30 protein-coding genes are annotated in these 25,644 nt (G+C 45.6%); 6 read left to right on the forward strand and 24 right to left on the reverse strand.

Annotation, left to right across the window (positions count from 1 at the left end):
• Positions 1–14: 14 nt before the first annotated feature.
• From AC3OH0_RS04700 to AC3OH0_RS04715, 4 genes are all read right to left on the reverse strand, one after another.
• Positions 15–416 carry a DUF2153 family protein gene (locus AC3OH0_RS04700; RefSeq protein WP_498344940.1) on the reverse strand — a complete coding sequence of 134 codons (402 nt, stop codon included), beginning with the start codon at positions 414–416 and terminating at the stop codon, positions 15–17.
• Positions 417–513: 97 nt separating this feature from the next.
• Entirely contained in the window at positions 514–885 is a 372-nt protein-coding gene (locus AC3OH0_RS04705; protein ID WP_498344941.1) for a Trm112 family protein, read from the reverse strand.
• 14 nt (positions 886–899) lie between these two features.
• Positions 900–2,270, reverse strand: coding sequence for a phosphoglucosamine mutase (gene glmM / locus AC3OH0_RS04710; RefSeq protein WP_498344942.1), 1,371 nt, complete (start codon positions 2,268–2,270; stop codon positions 900–902).
• Positions 2,271–2,273: 3 nt separating this feature from the next.
• On the reverse strand, positions 2,274–2,642 hold the full coding sequence (locus tag AC3OH0_RS04715) for a hypothetical protein (RefSeq protein WP_498344943.1): 369 nt from the start codon (positions 2,640–2,642) through the stop codon (positions 2,274–2,276).
• An 80-nt stretch (positions 2,643–2,722) separates the two neighbouring features.
• On the opposite strand from AC3OH0_RS04715, the gene AC3OH0_RS04720 reads away from it, so the two are divergent.
• Positions 2,723–3,040 carry a hypothetical protein gene (locus tag AC3OH0_RS04720; protein ID WP_498344944.1) on the forward strand — a complete coding sequence of 106 codons (318 nt, stop codon included), beginning with the start codon at positions 2,723–2,725 and terminating at the stop codon, positions 3,038–3,040.
• A 3-nt stretch (positions 3,041–3,043) separates the two neighbouring features.
• Here the strand turns inward: AC3OH0_RS04720 and AC3OH0_RS04725 are convergent, their stop codons facing one another.
• The 7 genes from AC3OH0_RS04725 to AC3OH0_RS04755 all read right to left on the reverse strand — a co-directional run bounded on the left by AC3OH0_RS04725 (position 3,044) and on the right by AC3OH0_RS04755 (position 9,149).
• Entirely contained in the window at positions 3,044–4,204 is a 1,161-nt protein-coding gene (locus tag AC3OH0_RS04725; protein ID WP_498344945.1) for an OBG GTPase family GTP-binding protein, read from the reverse strand.
• Positions 4,170–4,916 (reverse strand): ribonuclease HII, encoded by a 747-nt coding sequence (rnhB, locus tag AC3OH0_RS04730; protein WP_498344946.1) that lies wholly within the window; start codon positions 4,914–4,916, stop codon positions 4,170–4,172. Before rnhB ends, AC3OH0_RS04725 begins: the two co-directional genes overlap by 35 nt.
• A gap of 26 nt (positions 4,917–4,942) precedes the next feature.
• Entirely contained in the window at positions 4,943–5,344 is a 402-nt protein-coding gene (locus AC3OH0_RS04735; RefSeq protein ID WP_498344947.1) for an Hsp20/alpha crystallin family protein, read from the reverse strand.
• Positions 5,345–5,355: 11 nt separating this feature from the next.
• Positions 5,356–6,147 carry a proteasome assembly chaperone family protein gene (locus AC3OH0_RS04740; protein WP_498344948.1) on the reverse strand — a complete coding sequence of 264 codons (792 nt, stop codon included), beginning with the start codon at positions 6,145–6,147 and terminating at the stop codon, positions 5,356–5,358.
• Between the two features lie 186 nt (positions 6,148–6,333).
• On the reverse strand, positions 6,334–7,494 hold the full coding sequence (locus AC3OH0_RS04745; protein ID WP_498344949.1) for an AAA family ATPase: 1,161 nt from the start codon (positions 7,492–7,494) through the stop codon (positions 6,334–6,336).
• A 41-nt stretch (positions 7,495–7,535) separates the two neighbouring features.
• Positions 7,536–8,375, reverse strand: a complete 840-nt coding sequence (locus AC3OH0_RS04750; protein WP_498344950.1) for a hypothetical protein — start codon at positions 8,373–8,375, stop codon at positions 7,536–7,538.
• A gap of 84 nt (positions 8,376–8,459) precedes the next feature.
• Entirely contained in the window at positions 8,460–9,149 is a 690-nt protein-coding gene (locus tag AC3OH0_RS04755) for a CdvA-like protein (RefSeq protein WP_498344951.1), read from the reverse strand.
• Positions 9,150–9,577: 428 nt separating this feature from the next.
• On the opposite strand from AC3OH0_RS04755, the gene AC3OH0_RS04760 reads away from it, so the two are divergent.
• Positions 9,578–9,823, forward strand: a complete 246-nt coding sequence (locus tag AC3OH0_RS04760) for a hypothetical protein (protein WP_193436089.1) — start codon at positions 9,578–9,580, stop codon at positions 9,821–9,823.
• Between the two features lie 37 nt (positions 9,824–9,860).
• Here the strand turns inward: AC3OH0_RS04760 and eno are convergent, their stop codons facing one another.
• Positions 9,861–11,174 carry a phosphopyruvate hydratase gene (eno, locus tag AC3OH0_RS04765; protein WP_498344952.1) on the reverse strand — a complete coding sequence of 438 codons (1,314 nt, stop codon included), beginning with the start codon at positions 11,172–11,174 and terminating at the stop codon, positions 9,861–9,863.
• Between the two features lie 25 nt (positions 11,175–11,199).
• Here eno and AC3OH0_RS04770 point away from each other — a divergent pair, with 25 nt between their 5' ends.
• The 3 genes from AC3OH0_RS04770 to AC3OH0_RS04780 are packed head-to-tail and all read left to right on the forward strand — an operon-like array spanning position 11,200 to position 12,336.
• Positions 11,200–11,526: a hypothetical protein gene (locus AC3OH0_RS04770; protein ID WP_498344953.1), complete on the forward strand. Its 327-nt coding sequence runs from the start codon at positions 11,200–11,202 to the stop codon at positions 11,524–11,526.
• Between the two features lie 2 nt (positions 11,527–11,528).
• Positions 11,529–11,849 (forward strand): chromatin protein Cren7, encoded by a 321-nt coding sequence (locus AC3OH0_RS04775; protein WP_498344968.1) that lies wholly within the window; start codon positions 11,529–11,531, stop codon positions 11,847–11,849.
• Positions 11,809–12,336 carry a signal peptidase I gene (locus tag AC3OH0_RS04780; protein WP_498344954.1) on the forward strand — a complete coding sequence of 176 codons (528 nt, stop codon included), beginning with the start codon at positions 11,809–11,811 and terminating at the stop codon, positions 12,334–12,336. Before AC3OH0_RS04775 ends, AC3OH0_RS04780 begins: the two co-directional genes overlap by 41 nt.
• A gap of 164 nt (positions 12,337–12,500) precedes the next feature.
• Here AC3OH0_RS04780 and AC3OH0_RS04785 read toward each other — a convergent pair whose 3' ends face one another.
• The 4 genes from AC3OH0_RS04785 to thsA all read right to left on the reverse strand — a co-directional run bounded on the left by AC3OH0_RS04785 (position 12,501) and on the right by thsA (position 17,756).
• On the reverse strand, positions 12,501–14,576 hold the full coding sequence (locus tag AC3OH0_RS04785) for a DNA topoisomerase I (protein ID WP_498344955.1): 2,076 nt from the start codon (positions 14,574–14,576) through the stop codon (positions 12,501–12,503).
• A 38-nt stretch (positions 14,577–14,614) separates the two neighbouring features.
• Positions 14,615–15,739 carry a site-2 protease family protein gene (locus AC3OH0_RS04790; protein ID WP_498344956.1) on the reverse strand — a complete coding sequence of 375 codons (1,125 nt, stop codon included), beginning with the start codon at positions 15,737–15,739 and terminating at the stop codon, positions 14,615–14,617.
• On the reverse strand, positions 15,681–16,004 hold the full coding sequence (locus AC3OH0_RS04795; protein WP_193436969.1) for a DNA-directed RNA polymerase subunit K: 324 nt from the start codon (positions 16,002–16,004) through the stop codon (positions 15,681–15,683). The genes AC3OH0_RS04790 and AC3OH0_RS04795 overlap by 59 nt, the downstream gene beginning before the upstream one ends.
• A gap of 99 nt (positions 16,005–16,103) precedes the next feature.
• Positions 16,104–17,756: a thermosome subunit alpha gene (gene thsA / locus AC3OH0_RS04800; protein ID WP_498344957.1), complete on the reverse strand. Its 1,653-nt coding sequence runs from the start codon at positions 17,754–17,756 to the stop codon at positions 16,104–16,106.
• Between the two features lie 144 nt (positions 17,757–17,900).
• Here thsA and AC3OH0_RS04805 point away from each other — a divergent pair, with 144 nt between their 5' ends.
• Positions 17,901–18,251, forward strand: a complete 351-nt coding sequence (locus tag AC3OH0_RS04805; protein ID WP_498344958.1) for a thioredoxin domain-containing protein — start codon at positions 17,901–17,903, stop codon at positions 18,249–18,251.
• 66 nt (positions 18,252–18,317) lie between these two features.
• Here AC3OH0_RS04805 and AC3OH0_RS04810 read toward each other — a convergent pair whose 3' ends face one another.
• The 8 genes from AC3OH0_RS04810 to AC3OH0_RS04845 form a co-directional block, all read right to left on the reverse strand.
• Entirely contained in the window at positions 18,318–19,001 is a 684-nt protein-coding gene (locus tag AC3OH0_RS04810; RefSeq protein WP_498344959.1) for a hypothetical protein, read from the reverse strand.
• A gap of 157 nt (positions 19,002–19,158) precedes the next feature.
• Positions 19,159–19,485 (reverse strand): hypothetical protein, encoded by a 327-nt coding sequence (locus AC3OH0_RS04815; RefSeq protein ID WP_498344960.1) that lies wholly within the window; start codon positions 19,483–19,485, stop codon positions 19,159–19,161.
• An 89-nt stretch (positions 19,486–19,574) separates the two neighbouring features.
• Positions 19,575–20,498, reverse strand: coding sequence for a metallophosphoesterase family protein (locus AC3OH0_RS04820; protein WP_498344961.1), 924 nt, complete (start codon positions 20,496–20,498; stop codon positions 19,575–19,577).
• Between the two features lie 21 nt (positions 20,499–20,519).
• Entirely contained in the window at positions 20,520–21,434 is a 915-nt protein-coding gene (locus tag AC3OH0_RS04825) for a hypothetical protein (RefSeq protein ID WP_498344962.1), read from the reverse strand.
• Positions 21,424–21,801, reverse strand: coding sequence for a hypothetical protein (locus AC3OH0_RS04830; RefSeq protein ID WP_498344963.1), 378 nt, complete (start codon positions 21,799–21,801; stop codon positions 21,424–21,426). The genes AC3OH0_RS04825 and AC3OH0_RS04830 overlap by 11 nt, the downstream gene beginning before the upstream one ends.
• A gap of 159 nt (positions 21,802–21,960) precedes the next feature.
• Positions 21,961–23,907 carry a Glu-tRNA(Gln) amidotransferase subunit GatE gene (gene gatE, locus AC3OH0_RS04835; RefSeq protein ID WP_498344964.1) on the reverse strand — a complete coding sequence of 649 codons (1,947 nt, stop codon included), beginning with the start codon at positions 23,905–23,907 and terminating at the stop codon, positions 21,961–21,963.
• A complete protein-coding gene (gatD, locus tag AC3OH0_RS04840) occupies positions 23,900–25,249 on the reverse strand; it encodes a Glu-tRNA(Gln) amidotransferase subunit GatD (protein ID WP_498344965.1) in 1,350 nt (449 codons plus the stop codon). The genes gatE and gatD overlap by 8 nt, the downstream gene beginning before the upstream one ends.
• A gap of 46 nt (positions 25,250–25,295) precedes the next feature.
• A partial coding sequence (locus tag AC3OH0_RS04845; protein WP_498344966.1) for a Na+/H+ antiporter NhaC family protein occupies positions 25,296–25,644 on the reverse strand: 349 nt, incomplete at its 5' end.

Below are 25,644 nucleotides of genomic sequence, written 5' to 3' on the forward strand. Positions count from 1 at the left end.
TTTTCGATTCTCACTCAAATAGTTAATTGAACAGGAGACCTCCTAGTCTCCTTCTCCGTTTTCTCGAAACCAAACAGCGGGTTGATCTTGCCCTCTGATGCAAGGTTTTTCAAATGCTCACTGAACTTGCTGGTGTGCTCAATATCTAATTCTATCAGATCATAAAGCATTACTCTCAGTCTCTCCCACAGCTCAACAAGCATTTCACGAGGCATGTGATTAGTTATCATAGGGTCCCTTAGCCACTGGTCAAAAGCCTCAATAGTTCTCATCATATGCTGGAACGCGGTTCTTGAAAGTGTGATCAGTGTCAAACGGTCGGCTTCCTGATAGTTTACCTCTGCTTTCTCAAACAGGTTTTTCACCTCGTTCTGACGCTTAACCCATGCATCTAAACTTGCAAACATATCACTCATCTCGCTCCCCATGTAAAATATGAGTAACTCCTACTTTATACTTAACCGTTAATTGAACCTTCAACTAGGCTTAAAAGCGGATCAAAAACTTCAGGGGTCACTCAGAGAGATTATGTGGCAATCCTTTCTCCACAATAACTGCTGGAAGCTTATCCCTGAACGCTTGAAGGAATTTCTTATCGTTCTCAGGCTTCCTCCTGTTATCCGTCAGCAAGTAAACTATCCCCTCCTTCACAGGGTACCATCTGTTGCAACTGGGGCAGTAGAGCACACCGGTTTTAATCCCAGTCCTCAGGCATTCGCTACAAGGGTATTGTTCTGAAGGCTTAACCTCTTTCTTCAGGTATGCGCAATAAGTTTTGCAGAGCGGAAACTCCATGTTCGACGTGTCTACATTCTGCACTTCGCTCTCCAAAACTATGAGTTCAAGCGGGTGGTGCTTGCAGTGAACGCACCTGATGAAATCCATACCCCAATATCTCATCATTCTGAGCCAGCCTCTTTCACTATTTTGTCAATCCTCTCAAATATACTCTTGGCTTCGCTTTCGCTTCTAGCCTCCAGCATTACTCTTAACAAGGGCTCAGTACCGCTGGGTCTTACCAGCACCCAGTAGTCTCTCCCTATTACTTTAACACCGTCTATTGTTATCAGCCTTTCAGTCTTGAACTCTTCTTTAACGCGTTCAACAACTAATAGGGCTTTATCCCTCCCCATCTTATACTTCGTCTTTATTGAATAATAGTGTGGGAGTGAATCATACAGCTCTGATGGAGTCGCCTTAAACCTTGCCAACATCTCAAGGTAGAGGGCCAGGGTCATGCCGCCATCCCTCACATACTGGTGTGGCGGATACATGAACCCCCCGTTTTCCTCGAACCCGCACAACGCGTCCCCGCCTTTCTTCATAGCATGAGCTATGTCAACGCTTCCAACTTTCAGCCAGACGACTTCAACACCGATCCTTTTCATAACGTCTTCGATAACCATGCTTGATGACACAGCCGTGTAGACTCTTCCCTGCTCGCCTCTTTCAGTCTTTAGATACTTTGCCAGGAGAGTGGCAGTTCTATCGCCTGATTGAATTCTACCCAGGTTATCAATGAAGATGGATCTATCCGCGTCACCGTCGTGAGCGACTCCAAAGGTAAGTTTCAAAGACTTCACCACCTGTGCTGTTTCAGAAATATTATCAGGCGTAGGCTCCGGGTTTCTGCTAGGGAAGCGCGGGTCTAGGCTACCGTTTAAAACCACGTATTCCACGCCAAGCCTTTTAGCTATCTCCGGCGTGGTTAAAGCGCCAACACTGTTAGCAGGGTCTATGAGTATTCTAAAATTCCTCGACGCTATCAACTCCCTATCAACTTTTTCAACAACCCCATCCACGTACACTTGGTTGACAATGCCGTATGGCTCAACAGAGTGCGATATGGCTTTCCAGTCAATGCTTCTGAAACGCCCATCCCAGAAAATCTCCTCTAACTCCTTCTCTCCATCCCTGTCAAGCTCTATTCCATCAGGACCTATTACCTTAATCCCATTATACTCTCTCGGGTTATGGCTTGCCGTAACCACTACTCCCCCGTCAAACCCGAGTGTTTTAACAGCATACTGTAGCGCAGGCGTTGGAGTCAGCCCTGCATCGTATACTTTTATTCCAAAGTAGAGAAGCGTTCCCGAGATTATGCGAGCATATGCCTCGCCGCCAGCCCTTACATCGCGGCCCACAATCAACCTAGAGCCAGGGGGAAAGAACGTGGCGATGGCTTCTCCAAGCCTAACCACGAACTCAGGGGTTAGCTCCGTGATGAGTCCTCTAACCCCGTCGGTTCCGAACAAGCCGTGCTTGAACAATACCTACCCCTCCGTTACCTCAAGAATGTCTTCCAGCATTTCCATGATATCTATCTCACCGTCTTTGAGCTTAATATTGATCTCAAACCCGTTATCCTTGAACCATTTGTAAAGACTTGCCGTGAGCTCGTTGAACTCGCCTATGACATCCTCGACCAAGTCTCCCACGTTCTCGCTACCGGATAATACAAGGTCTTCTATAAACTCCCGCAAACTATTGTCGAATGAAAGCTTCACCACAACTTTATTCCCGCTGAAAACTATGTCTAGGTAGACGGGCAGTAAATGATGTAAAACCCTGAGCTTGTTGCCAACACCTTGTACTTGATACCCCTTGGAAACAATCATATCTACCAACGACTGTATGCTCATCAATGAGCACCGTTGGAAATCATTTTAAACCTCTTATTTCACTAATCACTATAAGTGTATATTTTCCCAAGGGATTATAAGTGGTTAAGCTAATGATTGTTTCGGTTAGAAGCAGTGACAAACTCGGAAAAATTGTGCAAATACTTAGGGACTCCGATAAAGACGTCTTAATAACTGACAGGGAAACTCTTAACATGCTGGTAGGGGAGAAAATAGTAGGTAAAAACTTCAAGGGAAGCCTGTACTTATTTAATTTCTCATCCCCGGAAGAGGATTCTTTGAAACTCTTCACAATGTCTAAACCTAGCGAAGTATTCATTTGCGATGAGGCTGGAAAATTAGAAGCCTTCTCCAGGTTCGTTAAACTGGTTCCCGGTTTGAAAATCTCCGTATGCTAGTTTTCAACCCCTAATATGTATCTCAACAACATCCTTATCCTCAACCACATGGTCCAATCCAACTCTCTCCCCAGGGTATTTTGAAGACCTGCCCCAAACCCTTGCGTACTGGAATTTCTCCACGAAATCCTTGTGAATACTTATGGCAACATCATAGATGGTTGCTCCTTTGCGGAGAACAAGAGGTTTCTGCGACGGCGGAGCGTTAGGTGCTTTAGTGTAGACTCTTACTAGCTCCAAGTACCGGAAGATCTCGGCCCCTATCTTGTCAAGCCCTAACCCTGTTTTAGCTGAGCCGACTAGTATGGGCCCGTTAAACCTCCTCCCCAGCTCTTTCACCACACTATCATCGGGATTGTGAGCATCGGCTTTGTTGATAAACAATATGGAAGGCTTGTACGTTATGTTCTCGAAAATAGCTTGTTCAACATCATCAATAGTAACCTCCCCGTAAATCTTAACATGCGCGTTGTAAATCTTGTAGCTCTCGAGCAGTTTTCTAACATCCTCACTTGTCGCATCGATTAAACGACCCATTAACGTAACCCTGATCCCGGACTTCCCAGACCTGTATGTTTCTAATACAACGCGTCCCCTCGGCTTGGTTAAAAGTATCCCTTCCTCTTCTAATATCTCCTTGACAACGGTGAACTGGTCTAAAACAGCCTTAGTGGCGTCTAAGACGATTAAGAGTGCATCTGCATTCCTGGCCAAGCCGATGATTTTAGACAGTAGCTTGCTCCCGGGGCTTAACGGTGGAGTATCAACTAGTTGTAGCAAAACATCCTCATACCTTAGCATACCCGGTACTGGGAATGTCGTGGAGAACTCGTAATCAGCAACCAGGGTCCTAGCACCTGTCAACTTATTTACCAGCAGGCTCTTACCAGTATTAGGCAATCCTATAACGCAGATTTGGGCGGAACCTTCTTTCTCTATGAAGAAAGTTATCCCTCCGCCTGTCCTCCTCCTTTTCTTCTGTTCTAACTCCTCGCGAAGCTCCGCTAGCCTCCGGCTTGCCCAATGCCTTAAATTCTCCGTTCCCTTATGCTTTGGAACGCTGGATAAAAACTCCTCTATAGCAGCTATCTTCTCCTCTGGAGTCCTAGCCTCCATTACCTTTATCCATTTAGCTTTCGCCTCGGCGGGGAGATTTGTCGGCATTTTTTAACCCTTTCGACCCTACGAAATCCCATAAAGTCCTGGGCTTTCTCTGCTTCAAAATAAACCAACCAGGTGCTTTATACTTTAGTATAGACCATGATTTTCTAACAATAGGAGGCGGGTGTTCAAATGAGCTATATGCTCTATTAAGCCACTCAACAGTCCTAGAGTCAGATGGATATCCCGAGCCGAAGTCTCCGTGAACACAAATGTTTGAACTAATCGACAGGTCTCTCGATACTTTCGCAATAATACTCGCAAGGGAGACCACAGGGTATTTAGAATCTGCTTCGCTCTCAAACACGAGCCTGTATTGTTTCCAGAACAATTTAGAACACTCTTTCTCAACAACCTTTTTAACACCCTTTACCTCGTCAACATAGATTTCCACCAGTTTTCCATCAAGGTTTGAAAGAAGAGTTTTAAAGAATCGAAGAATCCTGATTATGCTTCCAGCAGTTAGAAGATTCAGGTTTTCACGATCGATTTCCGCAGGTTGAATATAGTCTATGTAGAACGAGATGTTAGAGTTTTTCAAAGAAAGGAATGATTCAAGTCTCCCCCTAGGAGTCATGGTTTTACTGTCTCTAACCTCAATCCTCTCAAGCAAATCCTCAATTGCATTCTCCTCAGCCATCACTCCTGCTACAACCATGTCTCCTACTAGAGGGCCCCTCCCGGCTTCATCTATACCGATAAGATACTTCTTCATTAGATTTCTCCTTAACTAATGAAAAACTATTTCTTCTTAGGGAGGACGACTTTTATGAAGTGTTTGCTGGGATCCCGGTTTATGGTAGCTCCGGAGATATCCGCGTCAGAAGGTATTTTCAGCTCAACCTTGTATCTTTTAAACGATATATTCCTGTGAATACTCCACTTCTCAAATTTTATTTCTTTGACAAGGTCGCACTCGATTTTCAAAGTCGATTCTGAAATCCTTACCGATAAAGCATTGAGATCTCCGTATGGCAGGTCTAAGACTATTTCGTACCTGTCAGGGTATTCTGTAACCGTGTACAGTGGCTGAATAACGCCTGAGTAAGTCTGGCCCAACTCCTCTTCAATCTCAGCCTCAAACTCTTCCATTAAATCCCTCATCCTCCTCCTAATCCTTTCGAAAACATTGTGGAAGCTCATGGGCACCCACCTTACATGTACATTAGCGGCATTTGACGCTCCATCTGCTTCTGCATATCTATCATCGCCTTCCTCGTCTGCATCATTAAATCCCTAGTCCTAAGCTTTATCAGCTCTGCCTCCTCAAGTAACTTCTTAGTATCAACCTGTATCCCGGCAAACCTGCTTAAGGCTGCTATTCCAAAAGCAGCTGCCTCCGGATCCGGTATGTCTAGGAAGGATTCAACTAGAAATACTACTGTTGAAAACCCTTTCCTCCTCCCTTCTTTCAGTAAGAGAGCGTAGGGACCTACTACGAAGCCCTCGCGCAATGCTTCAATGTTTTCCCCTTTAAAAGAAGCGTAGACTTCCTCCTTGCTTGATGCTACGAAAACCTGGGGTTTCTCCAGCTCAAGCCTGTTTGGAACCGCGAGCCCGGTGACGGCTAAGAGGTATTCAACACCTACTTCATCAGCGTAGCTGGAGATAGCGTTGACAAAGGGGTAAACACTCCCCGGGATTAAAGGTATCTCGGATAAGACCATGAGAAGGCTCCTGTCCTCCGGCATGTAGAGCTGTACAGGGCTTATAGGGGAGGATTCATGGATGACTGAAACAGGTGGGAGAAGAGTTGGAGAATCTATCTCGCCAACTAATCCCAGTTTCTTCTCCATTACAATGTGGCGGCATGCAATAGATGATACGAGTCCGACGTCAGGAAAGCATAGAATCATGTATTTAGGGATTGGAGTAGCGTATGCATCATAATATTCATGTATTTGAAGCTCGTTAAACGAAAGGGTTCTTCTAGGACGCCCAAGCATTCAGCACTCCTCAAATTTAACCATAGGCGTGAAGGGTTTAATAAATCGTCTTAGAAGCCCTTGGGAAAGGCTCAGCTACCCCAGGGGATGGAATTCATCTATTAATCATCCTGGCACGACTCTCTTCATCGCTAATATTCAGTATTGCGATTCAAAGCTTTTAAGCGCTAAAAACGTTTAGAACGTTTACAATGCTCCGTATCTCTCCATCCATTCCCTGTAGGATTCAAGCCAGTTAGGGTCTATGCTAGGTTTCCTAGTCTGAATCACCTTGATAATGTCTTCAGTTGTGATTACCCTCTCGGGCTTACCCTTGTTCTCGCCCTTGGTGATAATCATCTCGTTAATCTCCTCGGCGACATTGTTTTGTACCTCCTTTATTATGCTGGAAATATCCGCGGGAGTGTAGTACTCTGTTATCTCTGCTAGCTTATCGTAATCTATGTTTTCCACAGGGTACACTTCCTTCAGCTTGCTCACGTAATGTATGAAGAGTTGCTTCCTAATCTCCTTATTCGGCTGGGGAACATAGATTCTTTTCTCAAACCTTCTGATAAAACCTATGTCCAGGTTCCAGGGTTTGTTGGTAGCTCCAATGATGAACAAGGGAAGCCTGTTATTCTCCTTTTCCTTTAACCCATCCATTTCCTGCAGGAACTGGTTCCTCATCCTGCTCTCTCCGCCTATCTCGTTCCCGTAAACCTGCAGCAAGCCGTCAACCTCGTCTATGAATATTATGACAGGGGTTCCATTGTTCGCGATTTCACGCGCCTTGTCAAATACTTTCTTCACGTTTTTCTCAGCATCACCGAGCCACTTACTCATGATGGTTGCTGGGCTAACGTTTATGAGGACCGCGTTAATCTCGTTTGCCAGTGCGAGAGATATTTCTGTTTTACCGCAACCAGGTGGGCCGAATAACAGTATGCCTTTGGGCCAGCCTAAAGGATAGAGATCGGGCGTTCTAACAGGGTAGATCACTGCTCTTTTCCATGCTTTCTTAACATCTTCAAGGTCGACCAAGTCGTCGAACTTTTTCTTATTAGCCCTTTTCTCCGGAGTTAAAACCTCTATGTCATCAGAATCGCTATACTTGACCTCTCCCCCCACTTTCTGCATTTTGTCAAGAGCTTTTGTGAGAACGTTTATCCGCTCCTTATATTTTTCGATCAACTCCCTATACCAGTCACTCATTGCAGCGTCAGGGTAAAGCTTCAAATACTTGCTGAAAAACTCTATAGCGACTTTATAGTATTTAATAGCGGTCTCATAGTCCCCGCTCTTATCGGCAGCTACGGCTTTATGCGCGTATTCAACTCCTTTGTCAACCAAGTACTGCATGCTCATGAAGATCACCGGGCAAGGTATTGTTTAAAAAGTGTTGAATTTTAGAACCTCTTCAGCTTGATAACTCCTTTAGCCTCAAGGTTTCTGAGAGCTAGGTAAACGGCTTCCTTCTTAACCCTGTACTTGCTGATAAAGTTTGATACGTCTAGTATTCCTCCTTTCGACCTGAGCTCGTCGAGAAGCCACTGCTCCACGACGTGGAGGGGTACATCAACCGGCTCAGGTTTCTTAACCACTATAGCCTGAGGTTGCTCATTCACCACAGTAGTAGTCTCTGGCATCTTGACCTCACTGGGCGGTGGAGGTGGGAGCAGTGTAGAATCCTCCTTTTTAACAGAGGGTTGTGAAACAGTTTTAACAGTAGGGGCTGCCGTTGCTTTCCCCGTTAAACCGGGAGAAGGCTCTGCAGCTGTTTCAATAATTATATCCTCTACTTTCTTCCTCAAGCTTCTCAGCTGGTTAAGTAGGTCTGGAGCTATCTTCGCCACTTCAGGCTCTATTCTCTGCAACTCCTCCATGACCGCTGGTAGTTCTTTCATCGGCTCCTCAACGTATGCGAGGGTTTCAAGCCTGTATCTTACTCTGGCGAGGTCCAGTATTGCTTTTTCAAATAGTGTCTTATACCCTACAATATTGTTGATCTCCTCGTTTATGATGTCTTGGAACTCTTTGTCTCCCTCAGAGTTTAAGAGTTTGGCTCTTTTCTGATGTTCTTCGAGAACGGAGTCAAGGCTCTTCTTTGAAGACTCTATAGTCCTAATCATCCTGTCTAGTGTGGCAACTGATTCGAGAATGCTCTTCTTCATTGGATCCCTAGCCTTGATTAAACCGGTAAGTTTTCCAAACAAACCAATTCTAGAGTAACTCGTGGATGCAGACATGTTTCAAGTACCCCGTGCAAGCCTGTAAGAAAATGCCCGTGAAAAACATTTTTAAATACAAGGATGAATATTAATGGGGTATTACTAGCCTTCTAAAACAACAACCTGCATGGGCTGCTTAGACTCCTGGGCTGCAACGCCTTCCTCTTTCTTCACAATGATATCCTCCGGCCGGGTCTCAAGAGCTTCGATCCTCTCCAAATGCCTCTTAACGCTTTCCTTCTCCAGCATTACCACATCCATGTTCTTCCTGACAAGGTCTATCGCCATCTTATAGGATTTCTCGGGTATTTCACCGCCCATGTAGCTTACCTTTAAATTAGTCATACATTTCTCAAGCTCAACCACAATATCCTCTATCTCGTAAAGCCTCTTCCTCAACATCTCCTTCACGGTCTTAGCATCCTCTTTAATCTTCATCAACATCTCGTCGAGCTTTTTCTTGTATTCTTCGTAAGCGTGCTTTGGAACCTCATTGTTGGTTTTCAGCTGCTCCAGTGCTGCTACCCTCTTCTTTAACCTCTCAAGCCTGTTCTCTGTTAAAACAGCATTATACTCCCACTCCGACAGCAGGATGATGTTACCGTTTTCAAACTTGAACCTGTCTATTGAGAACTGCTTGAACTCGAAGTCGCCGATGCTAACTTCTAGCGAGGTAACGTTGCCGTCGGAGTCGCTGTAGAAACTTATCAGGTAGCCTATTCTGCGGCCGTAGGGATCATTAACCGGCTTACCGAGAAACTCATCTATGTTCTCAACCTTCACACCCATCATTTGATCCACCGTTGAGGTAATACCAAGAGAATACTTTAAAAATCCTCAGCCCAATTGAGAGAGCATTCTTCCATGTCCCATTAACTCACGGGCTGAAATAGCTTGCACTGTGTAATGATTGAGGATTCGTTTCATGTTAATGTTACGCGATTTCTAAAATCTAAATAAAGTTTATCATCATGATTTCCTTTCATTAATAATTTACAATGTTATAAAAATCAATAAATTGTTAAAAACATGGGTATTGTAATATTGTCAGAAGCCTGGTAGCTGGCATTGCCGTAGCGGCTGCCACGCTTTTAACCATCATCATCACTACTTTTTAAGTCGAATAAGGATTAATAAGTTATTGTTAAAAATCCTCTCCCGATTTACCTGCCCGAGGTTTTAAATTCCTATCCAAAAGGATCAGTGTCCAGGGACCAGGAATGGGGTTCGAAGACGCATACAAGATATTTAACGCGCTTGGAGGAGTCGTGGACAAGATAACGGGTGTTGGCGGAGTATTATTCTTGGTAGGGTTCATAATAGTGTTTACAATATTCATGGGATTCGTGGTTACACTACTGGTTAGAGCTATTAAAATGTTGCCGAATATGACGCCAAGCCAGTTTCTAAAGTTCACCTTGATAATGGCTATTAGCTTGATGATAGTTGGCCTACTGATTCCTTAGGAAACATGATAAAAATGTTTTTGAAAAAACATTATTCTCACGGCTTTCTCAAGAAAACGCTGAATCCAGGATACCTTGGATTATCTAGCTCCTCTTCAATTTCTAGTAGACGGTTGTATTTAGCCGTTCTCTCTCCTCTCGCGGGAGCACCTGTCTTGATGAGCCCTGCGCATACTCCTACTGCGATGTCAGCTATGGAAGTGTCCTCTGTCTCGCCGCTCCTGTGGCTTATCACGGTTTTATAGCCGCTGGTGAACGCTGTTTTCACGACCTCAAGGGTTTCCGACAGGGTTCCAACCTGGTTGACCTTGACCAGTATAGCGTTACCTGCCTTGGAATCTATGCCCTTCCTGAACCTTGCGGGATTAGTGGTGAATATGTCATCGCCAACAATGAGCACCTTGCCTCCCAACCTTTTAGTGATCTCGGCGAATCCTTCGAAATCCTCCTCTTGCAAGGGGTCTTCAATACTGACTATTGGATATTCATTCACTAGTTTCTCATAAAACTCTATTAATTGATCCCGGGTGTACTCAGACCCTTCTAGAACGTACACTCCTTTATCCTCCCTATAGAACTGGCTGCTCGCCACATCCAGCGCTATGACAACCTGGTTCCAGGGATCGTATCCAGCAGCTTTAATCGCCTGGATTAAAATATCGAGCGCATCCCTCACTTTCTCTATCGGAGGAGCATACCCGCCTTCATCCCCAACGTTAATGGCCTGGGGGCCGTATTTCTCTTTCAAAATCTTCTTCAAGTCAAAGTAGACCTCAACCGCGGCCTTAATGGCATCTCTGAAAGAGCTGAATCCTGCTGGGACGATCATGAATTCCTGGAAGTCTAGCTTGTTGCCCGCGTGAACTCCCCCATTTATTATGTTCAGCATGGGGACGGGCAGCGTGTCGGCCACGTACCCTCCTAGGTAGGCATACAAGGGTAACCCCATCGTGGACGCGGCTGCTTTAGCAACGGATAAGCTGGTCGCCACTATCGCGTTGCCGCCGAGCCTGCTCTTATTGGGTGTTCCATCTATCTCGATCATCTTCCTATCAATCAACTGTTGCCTACGGGAATCCAGTCCTATCAAAGCAGGGGAGATTACTTTGTTAACGTTTTCAACAGCTCTTGAAACCCCTCTGCCTTTAAACTCCTTCCCCCCATCCCGTACCTCGACTGCTTCATGGATACCGGTTGAAGCACCGCTTGGCGCGTTGGCGATTCCCACGCCCATGCCTTCCGTCACGGTTTTAACCTGCACGGTTGGATTGCCTCTGCTGTCAAGGATCATTCTGGCCTTTATGTCTTTTATAGCGAATGATTCATCATATATGTATGACGTAATGTACAAGCTCAACCACCAAAGGGATTGATGAATGAACCAGATTATAGGTTTAACCATATACGTGTACATTCCCTACCTGACGTGGGCTTTAATGACTAAGTTGTTTTTCGATAAGATCAAAAGCCCAAATGTCTACTGCTTCATCACGCACAGTCTTTACATCTCATCCATATTGTTCATCGGGTTTTACAAGCATGAAGAAGGCTTGATAAGGGAGATAGCGGTCTTGAGCACAGTGCTTGGGCTAGCACTCTACCTCTATTTCATCAAGTCGAAGAAAACCCTCTTGAAAACCGTTTTAACGCCCTTACCATATTTAATATTCTACACCATATATTTGATAGCAGGTGCTTGGTGATAGTGTTGAGTAGCCCTAAGAAAGAGTCAAGCCTCAAATGCCCTAGGTGTGGTTCAAACAACATTGAAGTCATTAAATCATGGCAACTAGTAGCTCCTATTCCAGACGCTCAGGGAAGGATCACGGTTACTATGATGGGTGTAGTGAAGTGTGGAAGCTGTGGATACAAGTGGAAAACCACCATTAGCAAGCTCAAAGTTGGCGGGAAATCCGTTGAGATCGAGGGCGGGAGCAGTAAAAAGGTTTTAGAGAGTGAAAGCGAGGAGAGAGAGGTAAAGGAGATTGTCCTCGACATATCGGACATTCTCAACGAAAAGGATTGATAAATCGAGGATAAAGCACTTCGCGTGGATGATTGAAGCCGCTTTTTCAATCCTGCTCATAATCGTTATCTTAAATCCTGCAGTACTTTCAAGCCTAACAGGTTCGCAAGCCCCAATGGCGGTTGTTAAAGGGGAGAGCATGCTCCCCGTTCTAAGAGAGGGCGACATAGTCTTCACATACAAGCCAAGCCCCTCAGAGATAAGGGTGGGCGATGTGATCGTTTACAAGGCTTACTCAAACAAGCTGATCATTCACAGAGTCGTAGATGTTAAAATCGTGAATAATAAGTACTACTATGTTACAAAAGGCGATAACAACTCCGGACCCGATGTAATATATTTTGATGTGGTTAATAATCGCCCGTTAGGGATCAGTTATGAAAGAGTTGTTGGAAAAGTCTTAAGCATTAACGACATCGTTGTTAAGATACCGTATCTTGGTTATATCTCCCTCTGGTTTCAGGAAATCCGTTCCTCACTTACCTAACTCATTCCTACTATACAGCGTTTTCTAACCCAGGCCGTGTTCAACCCGCTGATCCCTAATCATTTTCCATAAGTGAAACCCGGAGGACCTTAAATGTTTAAGTATTGTTTGCTTCGCAAGTATTGAAGAGGTTTCGCAACAATGTTGTTTTAAAGCATTTAAAATTATTTGCCACCATAAACATACTCAATGACTTCCACGACCCATTTTCCTGTTGACTTAAGTTTCTTAATCTTCTCTAAATAATCCTTAAACGAGATCCCTTCTCTTTCCCTCCACTCCTCATACACCGAGTCAATCTGTTCCCTAGCTTTGTAATGATACATGCAGAGACCGTTGGAAAACTCTTCCCTGTTGCAGATGGCGCATTTATTGGGCGGGGTGTATACTCCGAGTCTTGATGAAAGCATTTGCCCCACTTTCTCCCTGTTTTCATTGAATTTCTTAATTAACACGTCCAGCGTGTTCCTAGCCTCACTTATCACTTGCTCTCTTTTCACAGCCCCTTTCTTAATGTCGTTCATTAATCTTTCGAAATGCCTGGTTAACTCAACTTTCACCAATTCGGGGAAGAATATTTCAAGTGTTTCAACAATTCCTAATCCCAGGTCTGTGACAACAACGCCTCGAGTAGTGTTAACCAAGTATTTTCTCTCGAAAAGCTTCTCTATAATTGTAGCCCTCGTAGCCTCCGTACCTATTTCAACACTCTCCATCCATCTCAACATCCCGATTTTACTAATCCTCTGAGGCGGCCTAGTATACGCGGTTTTAACGCTGACCTCGACAACCCTAACCTTCTCTCCTTCCCTAAACCTGGGCAATGCTTTGACGCTTGGTTTGTGGAATGGATAGTATTTGTACCAGCCGAGATTTTCAATACCTTGCCCTGCTGCCTGGAAAACAATGTTCACACCTGGCAAGGCAAATTTCGCCGTTGAACGATAGATTGCTGCACTACCTGCGAAAGCTGCTAGGAATCTTCTAACTATTAAATCGTAAACAGCCCACTGATCATTGTCCAGTTTAACTGGCTTGACTCCCGTGGGATATATGGCTGGATGCGCTGGATCCTCCTTGTCGCCTTCAACGGGTTGTAAAAAGCCTTTTGTCTCTTTTAAAAGCTCTGAGACAAGGGCGCTGTAGTTTGAAATCTGCGAGATCTTGGTCAATAAGCCCTTGAAATCCAGCCCTCTGGGCAGTTTCTGGCTGTTAGTCCTAGGGTAGCTGATGAGAGCGTCGAGATAGAGTTGCTCAGCGATTGACTGGGTTTTAGACGGGCTGTATCCATAGATTCTCGCAGCCTCCTCCTGGAGGTCGCCAAGATTGAATGGAGGGGGAGGAGGTATCGAACTAGTATGTTCCTCGTAGGATTCCACCGTTAAAAAGCCCTCATTCCTAATCCTCTCAGCCAGAGCATATGCTTCATTTTTCCTCTTGATCGAGTTGTTAACTAGTTCCAACGTTATTTTCACGCCATCCTTAGCGATGGTTGGGATAACGCTGTAGACCGGGGTTGGAATGAACAGGTTCCGCTCCTTCTCTATGTCGGAAACGTATTTTAGAGTAGGGGTTTGAACCCTGCCAGCGCTTAGGATGATTTTTTTCTTTGAAAAACTTTCCACAGTTCTCATTAAGGCTCTACTTACATTGATACCCCATAACCAGTCTAATTCATGCCTGCAAAGCCCTGCCTCAATCATTTCGTAATCCAGCCGAGTTAGCTTCTGGAACGCCTCCCGCAGCTCTGAGGGGGTCAGGCTTGAGAATTTTGCTCGGAAAGCCCTGCTGGGGTCGCCGTTGAATTTAATTATCAAGTACCCTATCACACTACCTTCGATATCGTAATCGCATGCGTTCACGAAGTAGCTACTGGTGATGCACAGTTTTCTCAAAGCCTCTAGGTAATTGAACGAGTGCGTCTTTCTCTTTTCAACCTCGTATAATGGAGCCCACTGGTAGGTGTAAACGGGGTAGCCGTTTTCCAGAGTTGTCAGCCCGTACAAGTGTCCAACGGAGCTTGCGACAATTATCTGGTGGATGCCGTCGCGTATTTCAAAGTAGGTTACGTTATTAATATTTCTTACAAAATACTTCTGGCTTAACGCGTCAGCTATTTTTCTCGCAGCCTTAGGCTTTTCAGCAATTACGAGTACCTTTCCCTTTAAATCCCATATACTAATGTATCCCGATCCCCGTTCAACCGCGTTGGAGGCGATTTTCGCGTCCGCCCTGAACAATCATAAACCCCGTGGAAAACTCTGTTTTTCGACCAACCCTACCCTACCGGTATTGGCGTGACCAATACTAGTAAAACTACGTAGGGAATTAAATAATGCCATGGCCTCTCATCATCATACTGATCCGCGCTACCGGGGTGTTGTCCTTTAGCAATAAAGCCTCTTAGTATGAATACTACTAGGGAGAGCAATAGGTAGTAGTAGCCGGCAGCATAATTCATCAACATTAAGGACAGCCCGGTTACAGCTAGCAGTGCAATAACAATTTTCCCTAGTTTTTCATGAGCCCTAGGCGACATCAAGCTTCGCAGAACATGTCCTCCGTCGAGCTGACCTATCGGTAGTAGGTTTAGAAACGTCACTATGAATATTATGTAGGTTATGAAGAGCAGTGGATGTATCAGCAAAACCTCCCCGTTCACAGGCTTCAGCATTAGAAGTAGCTTAAACCCTAGCGTTGTAAGAGGCATCGCCCCTATTTCCCCGGCTTCAGCTAGTTCAACAGCCTTCTCGTACGGGATTGACACTGAGCTGAACACTCCTACAACCCCTATCAGCAACCCTGCTAAGACCCCTGATAACGGGCCTGAAATACCTAGCCTCGCTAAATCTCTTCGAGAAGGTGGAAGAGTCTTCATCATTATCACAGCTCCGAAGGTTCCGATGAAACCCAGCTGAATAGGGGGTGCCGGTATGAATATAGGCCCCTCTATCAGCACGCCCTCCCTCTTGCTGGAGAACACGTGTCCGAGCTCGTGAACGCCTAATGCGAGCAGGAACAGGAGAGTGTACACTAAGGCTGTTGCAAACGGGTTTAACCCAATGGGTATTCCAAGCTTTGACGCTATCTCTGCGAAGCCGCTTGCCAGTCCGTAGCCTGTTAACCCGACTGTGAAAAACGTGGTGATCGTGAGCACTTGCTTGAACGGGATCCCTCTCTCGGGAATAGGTAGAAATCTTAGAACAGGGCGCTCACTCTTTATTTGTAGAACCATGTAGTGGTGGTTTTCAATGAAGAATTTGTAAATGTTCGAGAAAGCATCCTTGCCAACCGGTTTCTCAACATAAAAGTCGAATACTTTTCCGAGGCTACTCTGATACTCACTATACCCTACTACTAATATTCCATGTTTCGAGAATTGTTGATAAATACTTTCTAACATCTGTTGTGATGAGTTTGCTAACTGGAATGAGCTCGTATTTTCCATCCTCAACCCTCCTACGAATAGACATTGGTAAACTTGTTTTTAACAGCTCATATATGGCTACTGCAACAGGGTCTTTGATTTGGATACCGCTAACATCTATGAGGGTTGGCGCCCCAAGCGAGAGCTGGAGGGAACGTGCCCCGATAATTCTCGCTAATTCAAACCTTGTGAGCCTTGATGCAAATACTTCCGAGTATATTTTCCTAACGTCCACACTCATTCTCTTAAACACCTTCTTAAAGCAGGGCATTATTGAAAAATGGTGTAGAGGATTTATAAATTAAAATCTTTTTGATTGAAAAAGAGGTTTACGGGCTCCTTACTCGAAGCTCCCCGGAGGTGGTGTTTCGCCGCCTTCTTTCTTGCCCTTTTCCTCCTTCTTCACGGGGCTTGCAGCAATTATGTCGTCAATCTTCAATATCGTTATAGCAGCCTCCGCTGCAGTCTTCACCATGGATTCTTTAACAAGCAGAGGCTCTACTACGTTGTACTCAAGCATATTCTCCCTTACCTCTCCGGTCACGACATCGATCCCTGCGTACTTTTTGCCTACACTGTGGAGCTGCCTCAGCTTCATCAATGTTTCTAACGGATCCTTACCGCTTGACTCTGCAAGTATTAGCGGAATCTCCTCTATGGCTTGTGCGAATGCCTCGATTGCCAGCTGCTCCTTCCCTCCAACTTTAGCTGCGAACTCCCTTAACCTCATAGCCAGCTCGATCTCGACGGCGCCGCCTCCAGGCACTATCTTCGGAACCTTCATAACATTCCTCAGCACGTTTAAGGCGTCCTTTAGGCTTCTCTCAATCTCATCCATCACCATGTCGTTTGCTCCGCGAATAAGTATTGTCACAGCCTTCGGATTCTTGCAGCCCTCGATAAACACCATTTTATCATTACCTATTCTCCTCTCCTCTACCAGCTTAGCATAGCCTAGGTCCTCGGGTTTCAAATCCCTAACGCTACTGACTATTTTACCTCCGGAAGCTCTCTCCAACTTCTCAAGGTCGCTTCTCTTAACTCTTCTCACAGCCATTATCCCCTTCTTGGCGAGGAAGTGCTGGGCTACTTCATCAATGCCTTTCTGGCATATCACAACGTTAGCGCCGGTGGAGGCTATTTTCTCAACCATCTCCTTAAGCAGGTTCGCCTCCTCATCGAGGAATGCCTTGATCAGCTCGGGGCTGGTTATGTTGATTTTAGCGGTTATCTCTGGTTTCTCAACCTCTAAGGCCGCGTCCAGCAGTGCTATCTTAGCATCCTCAATCCTTCTCGGCATCCCTGGGTGAACAACCTCTTTATCGATAACGATGCCTTTTATCAGCTGAGTATCGATAACGTTTCCTCCCTTCTTCTTCTCTATTTTAACGTCATCGGTTCTGAAATCAAATGTCCCGTTCTCCTTAAGCTCTGCAACTGTTAAAGCGGCCTCAATAGTCATGTCAGCCAGCTTGTTGGATATCACGTTCCCTCCAATGTACTTGCTGGAGATTGTTGTCATAACCACTTTCTTCAAAGACTCCCTGTCAGTGGGCGATACCTTGTACGCTATGTCGCTGAGTATTTTGAGCGATTCTTTCAGAGCCTTTGTGTATCCTTCAATAATAATGCTGGGGTGGATGTTCTGGTCTAGGAGCTCCTCAGCCTTCGCAAGGAATGCTCCGGCAAGGACTACGGCACTGGTTGTACCATCCCCAACCTCAGCATCCTGGGCCTTAGCCACCTCAACTAGCAACTTAGCAGCAGGGTGTTGAACCTCCATCTCTTTTACAATAGTGGCTCCGTCATTAGTCACAGTTACGTCTCCAAAACTGTCGACCAGCATTTTGTCAAGTCCACGGGGGCCGAGACTGGTTCTTAAAACCTCAGCCAATGCTCTCGCAGCAGCGATGTTCCCGCGCAATGCCTCCCTGCCAATGGTTCTCCTCGTCCCTTCCTTCAACACGAGTACAGGTATTCCATACATTGCCATTTCTTCTCACCTAATCATTCTATAGAATCCATAAATTAATAGACATAAGGGCTTCTATATAAATTTTTCGCATCGGCCAATACTACCTGAAAACTATTAAAGTGTTGAAAACAGATTTAAAACAAGAACCGTAAAGTGAGTTCAATGTACGAGCTCAACAGCAGGGAAGAGTTTGAAAGAGCACTAACCGGTAACGAGTTAGTTATCGTAGAGTACTACTACCCGGGGAGTCAGGACAGCGCCATCTTAAGCGAAGCAGTGAAAGAGTTAGAAAAGCTGATCGACCCCAACATACTAGTCTGCAAGGTAAACGCGCTAAGGGAGGATGTAACAGGTGAAAAACTATCTCACACTCCAATGGTAAGGGTTTACTACCAGGGAGCATTGATTTTCGAGCAGAAAGGGGTTTTCGAAAACCTTGAGATGAATATCCAGGTTTTAAGACGGGGAATCCGCTCAACGCTCGCTTCAAAGGGCGTGAAAATAAGAGTTTGACCCGTGAATCAATCCCCGTTTAATTATGCTGAATGATTCTTCACCAGGTTGAACTCTCCAGGTTAATTAGACCTTAACGTCACGCTGGTTAATGTTCTCTATTATAAAGGAGATGTCCGATGGTTTCAAATATAACTGGTAGTAGATTCTTCCAGGGACTATGCTTTTCGAGCGGGGGGAGTACACTCCCGTGGAATTAGCTAAGACGTAGCCTAGTTCTAGAACACTTCTCAACTCGGCAACGCTTGCAGATTCCACGTACATTTTAAACTTATTGGCAAAGTCAAGCCGTGTTCTAACGTATTGCTCGCTAACAATATTGCCGCAGACATTGCAGGAGAGGTCGGTTGAGATAGAGTTGAAACCGCACCTTGGGCATTCTATGAGCTCTCTTGACATGTGCTTGTTCCATACTGCCTGGAGAGTAAGGATAAGGTCTTCTCTACCATATTTGCGGGCAAGCGAGTAAAGCTTAGAAGCGCCCGGTATGGTAGCCTTCCCTCCCCGGTAGATTACGTATTCAAGAATCTTCTCGTCGAAAGCGTCTAAACTCTCCAGTATTTTGAAAACGACTAGCTCATATATGTTTTGCATGTTTCTCTTAATTCTCTTCAACACTGTTTCAACATCCGGCTTACTCGAATACCCGGATGTAACTGCCTCGATGACTTCCCGGGAAATCGCTGTTTTCAAGTCGCTGGGAATGCTTAACTCGTTCAATCCCAGATATTCCAGTACTTCGCCCGACATCTTGTCTACTAGGTCATCTATTGAAAAGCTTTTGGAAGGCTTTCTCCTAGCCGACGTCTCTTTTGACTTGCTGGTTGCTACCTCAGGAACCTTATCACCCGAAGTTTTAGAATCCGATCTCTTGGAGCGAGGAATTAAAAACACCCCTTAAAAAGGGTTAAAGCGAAACTCCTTCAGGTATGCGTGCGTGCCTTGCAAGGCTTCCTGCCTTCTCGAAGTAATTACCTATAATGTAGCTCAACACTAGTTTAGCGATCTGTGGTTTCTCCCTTAGCTTGTATAAGAATTCCCTTATCTCTGCAACATCGGCTTTTCCTTTGAAAACTTCTTTCCTTATGGAGCTGACTATGTTGTAAACCAACTCATCGTAATCCTCCTCCGACTCCAAGTTGTCACCATAGTATTTCTCCAGTAATTCCTCTAAGATGTCCCCGATCGCTTCGTCGACAACGTCGACTACCGATTCTTCAGCGTCACTGCTCAACGTGTTTCACCTGAGATCCATTAAAAGAATACTAACTTATAAACTGATTTTAAACAACCTTACTGTTAGACCGTCTTCGTCAAGGAATGCTAGATCTTCGGGGATTTTTTGACGAGATCCAGCCTGTACTGGTCTCTCACAGCATCGTATAAGTATTCGACCACGCCTATCGAGTCCAGGCCATAGGGGATTGCAGCGTCGAAAACCGTGATCACGAGCCCGTCGTGCCCTACTCTATAGCCATTAACCATTTCATGACTCCTCACGATGTACTTACCATTTATCAAGCCAAGGGCCTTTGAGGAAACCTTCTTCCCGTATAAAACGCCCGCGCCTCTAGGTGAGTCAAGGAATTCAACGTTAAGCTCCACGGGATCACTCCATAGTATTTCCTCCAACATTTCAGGACTGGCTTTCCCCGTGTTTAACGAGAATGCCTCCTCGAAGCTAGAGGCCTCTAATACTTTAAGAGGTGGTCCACCGTGAAGCATTAATAATTCGCCGGAAAGGTAAGCCGTGAGAGGGAGGGTGTTGAAGAGGCTTAAAGCCTCACTGTACACTTTCTCCCCTTCCTCCCCGTATCTTTCAACTAGGACGCTCGGGAAATCATGCGGGTGTGGTACGAGCCAAGTAGGGGGCTCGTGATTTCCTCGTAGAAGAATGATTTGATCGTTGAAAGCTGCTTTCAAATAGAGGAGCAAGGCCAGGGTTTCAATTTGGTAGTCCCCTCTGTCAACATAGTCTCCTAGAAAAACCATTACATCGCTACCTCTCCCCAGTAGTTCAAACCTCTCTCCCAGTATTGTCAAAAGTGAGTGGATATCGCCGTGAAGGTCTCCGATAATGTGTAAGTTAACTCCTCTTTCAACCTCGATAATCCCTGGCTCATGGAAGACGTAGTTCTTGGTAGAGCTTTTAATTCTACCCGAAACGTTTCTCATCAATTCAATTACCTTCCTAGGATCGGATGCCTTATCCAGCACGTCTCTCAATATTTCATCCAGCCTACTCATGAATGTTTCCCTGGAAATATATCAGAGAAGTGTAATATAAGGGTAGACCTCGTACGAGGCTCCTTCAACAGGCTCGTGTGAAATTTTCGGGTTGTTAAGCCTCAAAGGATCACACCATCCGTGAAGGATTGCTAACATTGGGTGCTTGCTTAAAAGATGAATCTGATCCACACCGGTTAAGATTTCACTTTTAAACAGCAGGTTCACCAAGGTGTTGAGTATCGAGAGAGTTGGAGCCGCGATCCTTACCAGGGAATACACTCCTTGAGCCCTATACACTAGTCGAGGGTATAGTTTATTTTTAACATGCTTGTAGTAGTGGAATGGAATGCTTTTAAGCATGTATTTCTTCACAATATCCTTCAAGAACTCCGAAGTCTTGACATTGTTTTGAACCGGGGGATTGAAGAAATTAAATATTTCAAACAAGATAAGCTCGTCAATCTCATCCCTCACCATGGAATATTTTTCCTCGTCCATGGTTTTGAAAACTATCTTACGCTCGAGATGTTTTTCAATAGGTATCACGACTTCTTCCACATACCCGGAGAAGACGACGTGGCAGAGCTGATTGTTAATTCTCAAAACCTCTTCTGGGATAACCACTGGTTCTAAAAGATACATCATTATCAACGGTTTCTTGTTATAGGAGTAATACAAGGATAGTGTTCTAACGTTCTTATCAATACATTGCAAAACATCTGCCTTCTGAGACATCTCTATCATTACGAAGGATGGTTTATGCTTTCCCAGAGAGCCCAGGTTTACGTTATAATACTTGTAAAGAACCTCATTCTCCAACCCCTTTGTGATTAGTGATGAAATATAGGATGGTTTCAATCCAAGGGTTTGAGATATTTCCTTAAGCCTCATACCTGAATTATACAGCTCTATAATCCTCCATAAGTCGTGTAGTTTTGAATAGCTAAGTCTCATTGAAGACTCCTTCCAGGACCAGTGTTAATATAGTCTCCAAGTCACCGATGTTTAAGGCTTTGACTATCTCCTTGTAATACGCTGTAAACATGTCGTCTGTTTCCTCCACTAGGAGGCCCAGTTTCTCGAACAATTCCTTCCTTTCACTGCTAATGCTTCTACCAGTGTAGTTGATTCTTAGAACCCCGTCTCCAAGCCTGATAAGTATTGTCTCATCTCCTCTTGCAACCCTGAATATTGTGAAATAGTGTAGAGCACCCCTTAGGTCCCTCTCCCTTATCCTCTTCTCCGTGAATCCATCAGCACCCAGTTTCTCCCTTAAGAAACTCCTTATCCATTCCCCAATTACTTCTTCAGTGGCTACCATTTTCTTCACCACCATACGGTTCAGACGCGGCCAAGGCTCAACATTAGCTAAATCAGCACGCTCGTTTAGAGCTCATCGCGCTAGCTCGCACCGGGGATACTCATCACTTTTAAGCTTAAAACCGTGGTTTTGCTCGGTCAAATGCCTTCAAATCATCAATCATTGTCGGGAGTACTCGTCATCGCTGCCAATGTTAAGTTTTTCCCTTAGCTTCTTTTTAACGTTTTCAGCCACTATTGCTCCGTCAATCCTCCCTCTCACAAGCTTCATGGTCTCGCTCATCGCGATCGCGAAGGCTTTCTCTTTCTTTGCTAGAAGCTTCTCCCTGTGCTTCTCTATAACATCCTCGATAATTCTCCCTAATTCATCCATGCTAAGCCTGGTGATGCCTAGCTCTTTCACTAATTCCTCAAGCCTTTTCCCAGGGTTAAGCAATGCTTGCTTCATCAAATCCGGTATTGCTTCCTTGGAGATTTCCCCCCTGGAGAGCAAGCCCACTATTTCCTCAATCAACTCGTCTGTAACGTTCTCAACAGGAACATTCTCCTTCCTAAGAGAGGGGATCGTGTTAACTAGTATTGAAGCAATAATGGAGGGCTGAACGCTTCCCCAGTACTTATCGACGAGCTTCTCATACAGGTCAAGCCTGAGATCCTTGATAAGCGTGCTCGCTAATTCAGCGCTCAACCCGTGTACTTCAACGAACCTTTTCAACTTAACATCGGGTGGTTCTGGAACAATTTTCAAAGCTTTCTCGATCAAACCAGGGGTGACGTACACGAGCGGGATATCCGTCTCCGGGTACATTCTCGCTGCTCCTGGACGCGGCCTCGTATACTTTGATGTTCCATCAGGGTTTGCACTCCTAGTCTCCTCTGGAACTCCTACTACCGCTTGCCTCGCCCTCTCCACCACTGCTTTCAAGGCTTTGATACACTTATCACGTTGATCAGCAACGATTACTATCGCATCTTCACCCGGGTTCGCGGCAAGCGTCTTGTAGAGTGTTTCAACCTCCTGAGCCGTTATCCCATAGTTCGGCAACTCATCCGTGTGGAATATTCCGCCAACACCTCCCCATACTTTAGCGTAGTCCGATAGCTCCGTGCCAAACCGCCTCCCAGGCTGCACCTCCCTGCCCAGCAGACCTTTGAACCCTTTCAGCACGACAGCGTATACCCCGCCTCCCGGGGTTGTTAAGGATTTCCTTATAATCTTTGATGACGTGTTTTTGAAGACCTCGGTTACATCCACGATTTCTTCTTTCAAATCCTCTGGTTTCACATTTCTCTTCAATAATTCATCCCTTATCTCTAGAAGCCTCTGCTGGCGCAGGGCTTCGAGCTCTACAACCTTGGGGATTAAGTAGAGGTGTTGCACTCCTTTAATCTCAACCTTGGCACCATCACGGATGCTGACGTTGAGATCCTGTCTTATAGTGCCCAGCCCTCTCTTAGCGTAGCCAGTCAGCCTTACCAACTGCCCGAGCTTCAAGGCAACCCTCATGGCTTCCTCGGGATCGTTGATATCGGGCGCTGTGGCTATCTCCACTAGAGGGATTCCCAACCTGTCAACGCGGTAGTAGACCTTGTTCCCTTCCTCACTCATCTTCCTGGCAGCATCCTCCTCAAGACACAGTGTTTGAATCCCTATCCTCTTCTCCCCATCCATGATGAAACCGTTCAACGCTATTAACGCAGTTCTTTGAAAACCGCTCACGTTACTCCCATCCACCACAATCTTCCTCATAACATGCACTTCATCCACCACTCTCATGTTTAACGCCTTGGCAATTGCTAATGCAACCGTCAACGAGTCCTCATCCAGGTGATGCGGTGGTTCCTCGTCAACTTCCACGAGGCATGATGATTCCGGCGGAGCCTCGTATACGAATATCCGCTCCTTCCTCCACTCTAACATAGCCGCAGGGTCTACTTCCCCGGTCTCGCTCTTGGCAGGTCTTAAGCCTCTTTCTATGTGAAACTTAGGCTGCTCCTCCACCAGCCTTGTAGGGCATTGGCAGAAGAGCTTCCTGGGAGTGTCTAGTTGAACGTGGATTTCGAGACCAACCCTCAATCCTAGTGATTTAAAGTCAAGCTCACTCATGAGACCACCTGGGGTATAGTTCTAAAGTATGCCTCTCGTTGATTTCCCCGGCAATATCGGTCTGCATTAGCTGTCTAACCTCGGCAAGGTTCTTAGTCACGGAGCCCAGTATCCACGATAGCTTCACGTAAGCGGTTTCAGGCAACATGTCTGAAGCCGGTATAACTCCTGCTTCAAGAAGTCTTCTCCCAGTGCTGTAAACGTTAAGGTTTACACGCCCGAATAAGCACTGGCTTGTCATAACGACGGGGATTTCATTCTCAACAGCTCTTTTTAAGGAATCAATCAGCGAGTTAGATACGTGTCCAAGGCCGCTTCCCTCTATCACTATACCGCTGAATTTTTTATCTACCAGGAAGTTTACTACCTCCTCCTGAAGGCCAGGGTAGGCTTTCACGATCGCAACTTTATCGTCAAACTTGTTCCTCAACAATGCCTCCTTGCTACGATCTCTTTTCTCTAAAATCCTGCCAACAATTCTAATCTCCCTGATATAGGGGTATACTAGCGCTATAGGCTTGTCGTTAACGGGTTGGAAAGCGTCTCTCCTGCTTGTGTGCATTTTCCTTGCTTTAACACCCCTCAGCACTACAGCGTAGCTGTCCGAGGACTCTCCATGCATAACTATGACTGATTCAGCGAAGCTTGCTTTGAAAGCTGTTAGAACCGCTGAGTATAGGTTGAAGAAGGAGTCGCTACTGGGCCTGTCACTGCTTCTCTGAGAGCCTACGAAGACTATGGGAACCGGCTTCCCCCCTATTGAGAATGCGAGGGCTGCTGCAGAATAGCTCATCATGTCGGTTCCGTGTGCAACAACCACTCCTTCAGCCCCGTTAGCTATTTCCCTATATACTTCTAAAGACAGCTTCTCCCAGTCGGAAGGCGTTATGTCCTCGCTGAACTTCTTCATAATCTCGCGAACGTTTAGAAAGCCTACATCGCTTAGCTCCGGCGCCCATTCCAGTAGCTCCTGCGGGTCAAGCAACGGGGTCACCGCCCCCGTCACATAATCCACCTTAGATGCTATCGTGCCTCCTGTGGCAAGAATTGATACGAATGGTTTCTTCAGCGAAGCCTCAGAGCCAGTGGTTCCCGGGAGCCCTTTCTTCTTAGACAGTAAAACTATCCTGGTCTCTAACTCTACTTTAACACCGATGTTGTACCCGTTAGAGAGTTTTAACACTAATACCGGTCTGTTAGAATACAAGAGCTGTCTCGGCATTAACACGCCTGTGAAAGACTCCCCATCCGGGTTGTCAACCCTGATCACATCTCCAGGCTCCGCGCCCGCTTCCCTCAGCTTAGAAGCCATGAACCCTGTATAACCATGGTAAATCTCCATGAAAACTCACAATGGAGATTATGGGGGTTATAGGTTTAAAAAAGGATTATCCTTGATAATCAGGAAGGACCTCTGGAAGACCTGTCTTTCTCGAATAGTACTTGTTTAAAACCCTGTGCCCTAGAACCAGTAGCACTACGCCTGTGGGCAGTAGTATCAGCGGGTTTGTTAACCCAGCAGCGAACAGTAAGTAAAGGATTAGTGAGACACCTGCGGCAAAGGTTCCATAAGGCATTTGAGTGGTTACGTGGTCAATGTGATCGCTCCCGCTGAACATTGACGACATAATAGTCGTATCGCTTATCGGTGACACGTGGTCGCCGTAAATACCTCCTCCGAAAACAGCGCCAACAGATGCGGCAGCGATCATGTAGGCTAGATTTATATCATTGTAT

Source organism: Thermosphaera sp. (assembly GCF_059755995.1).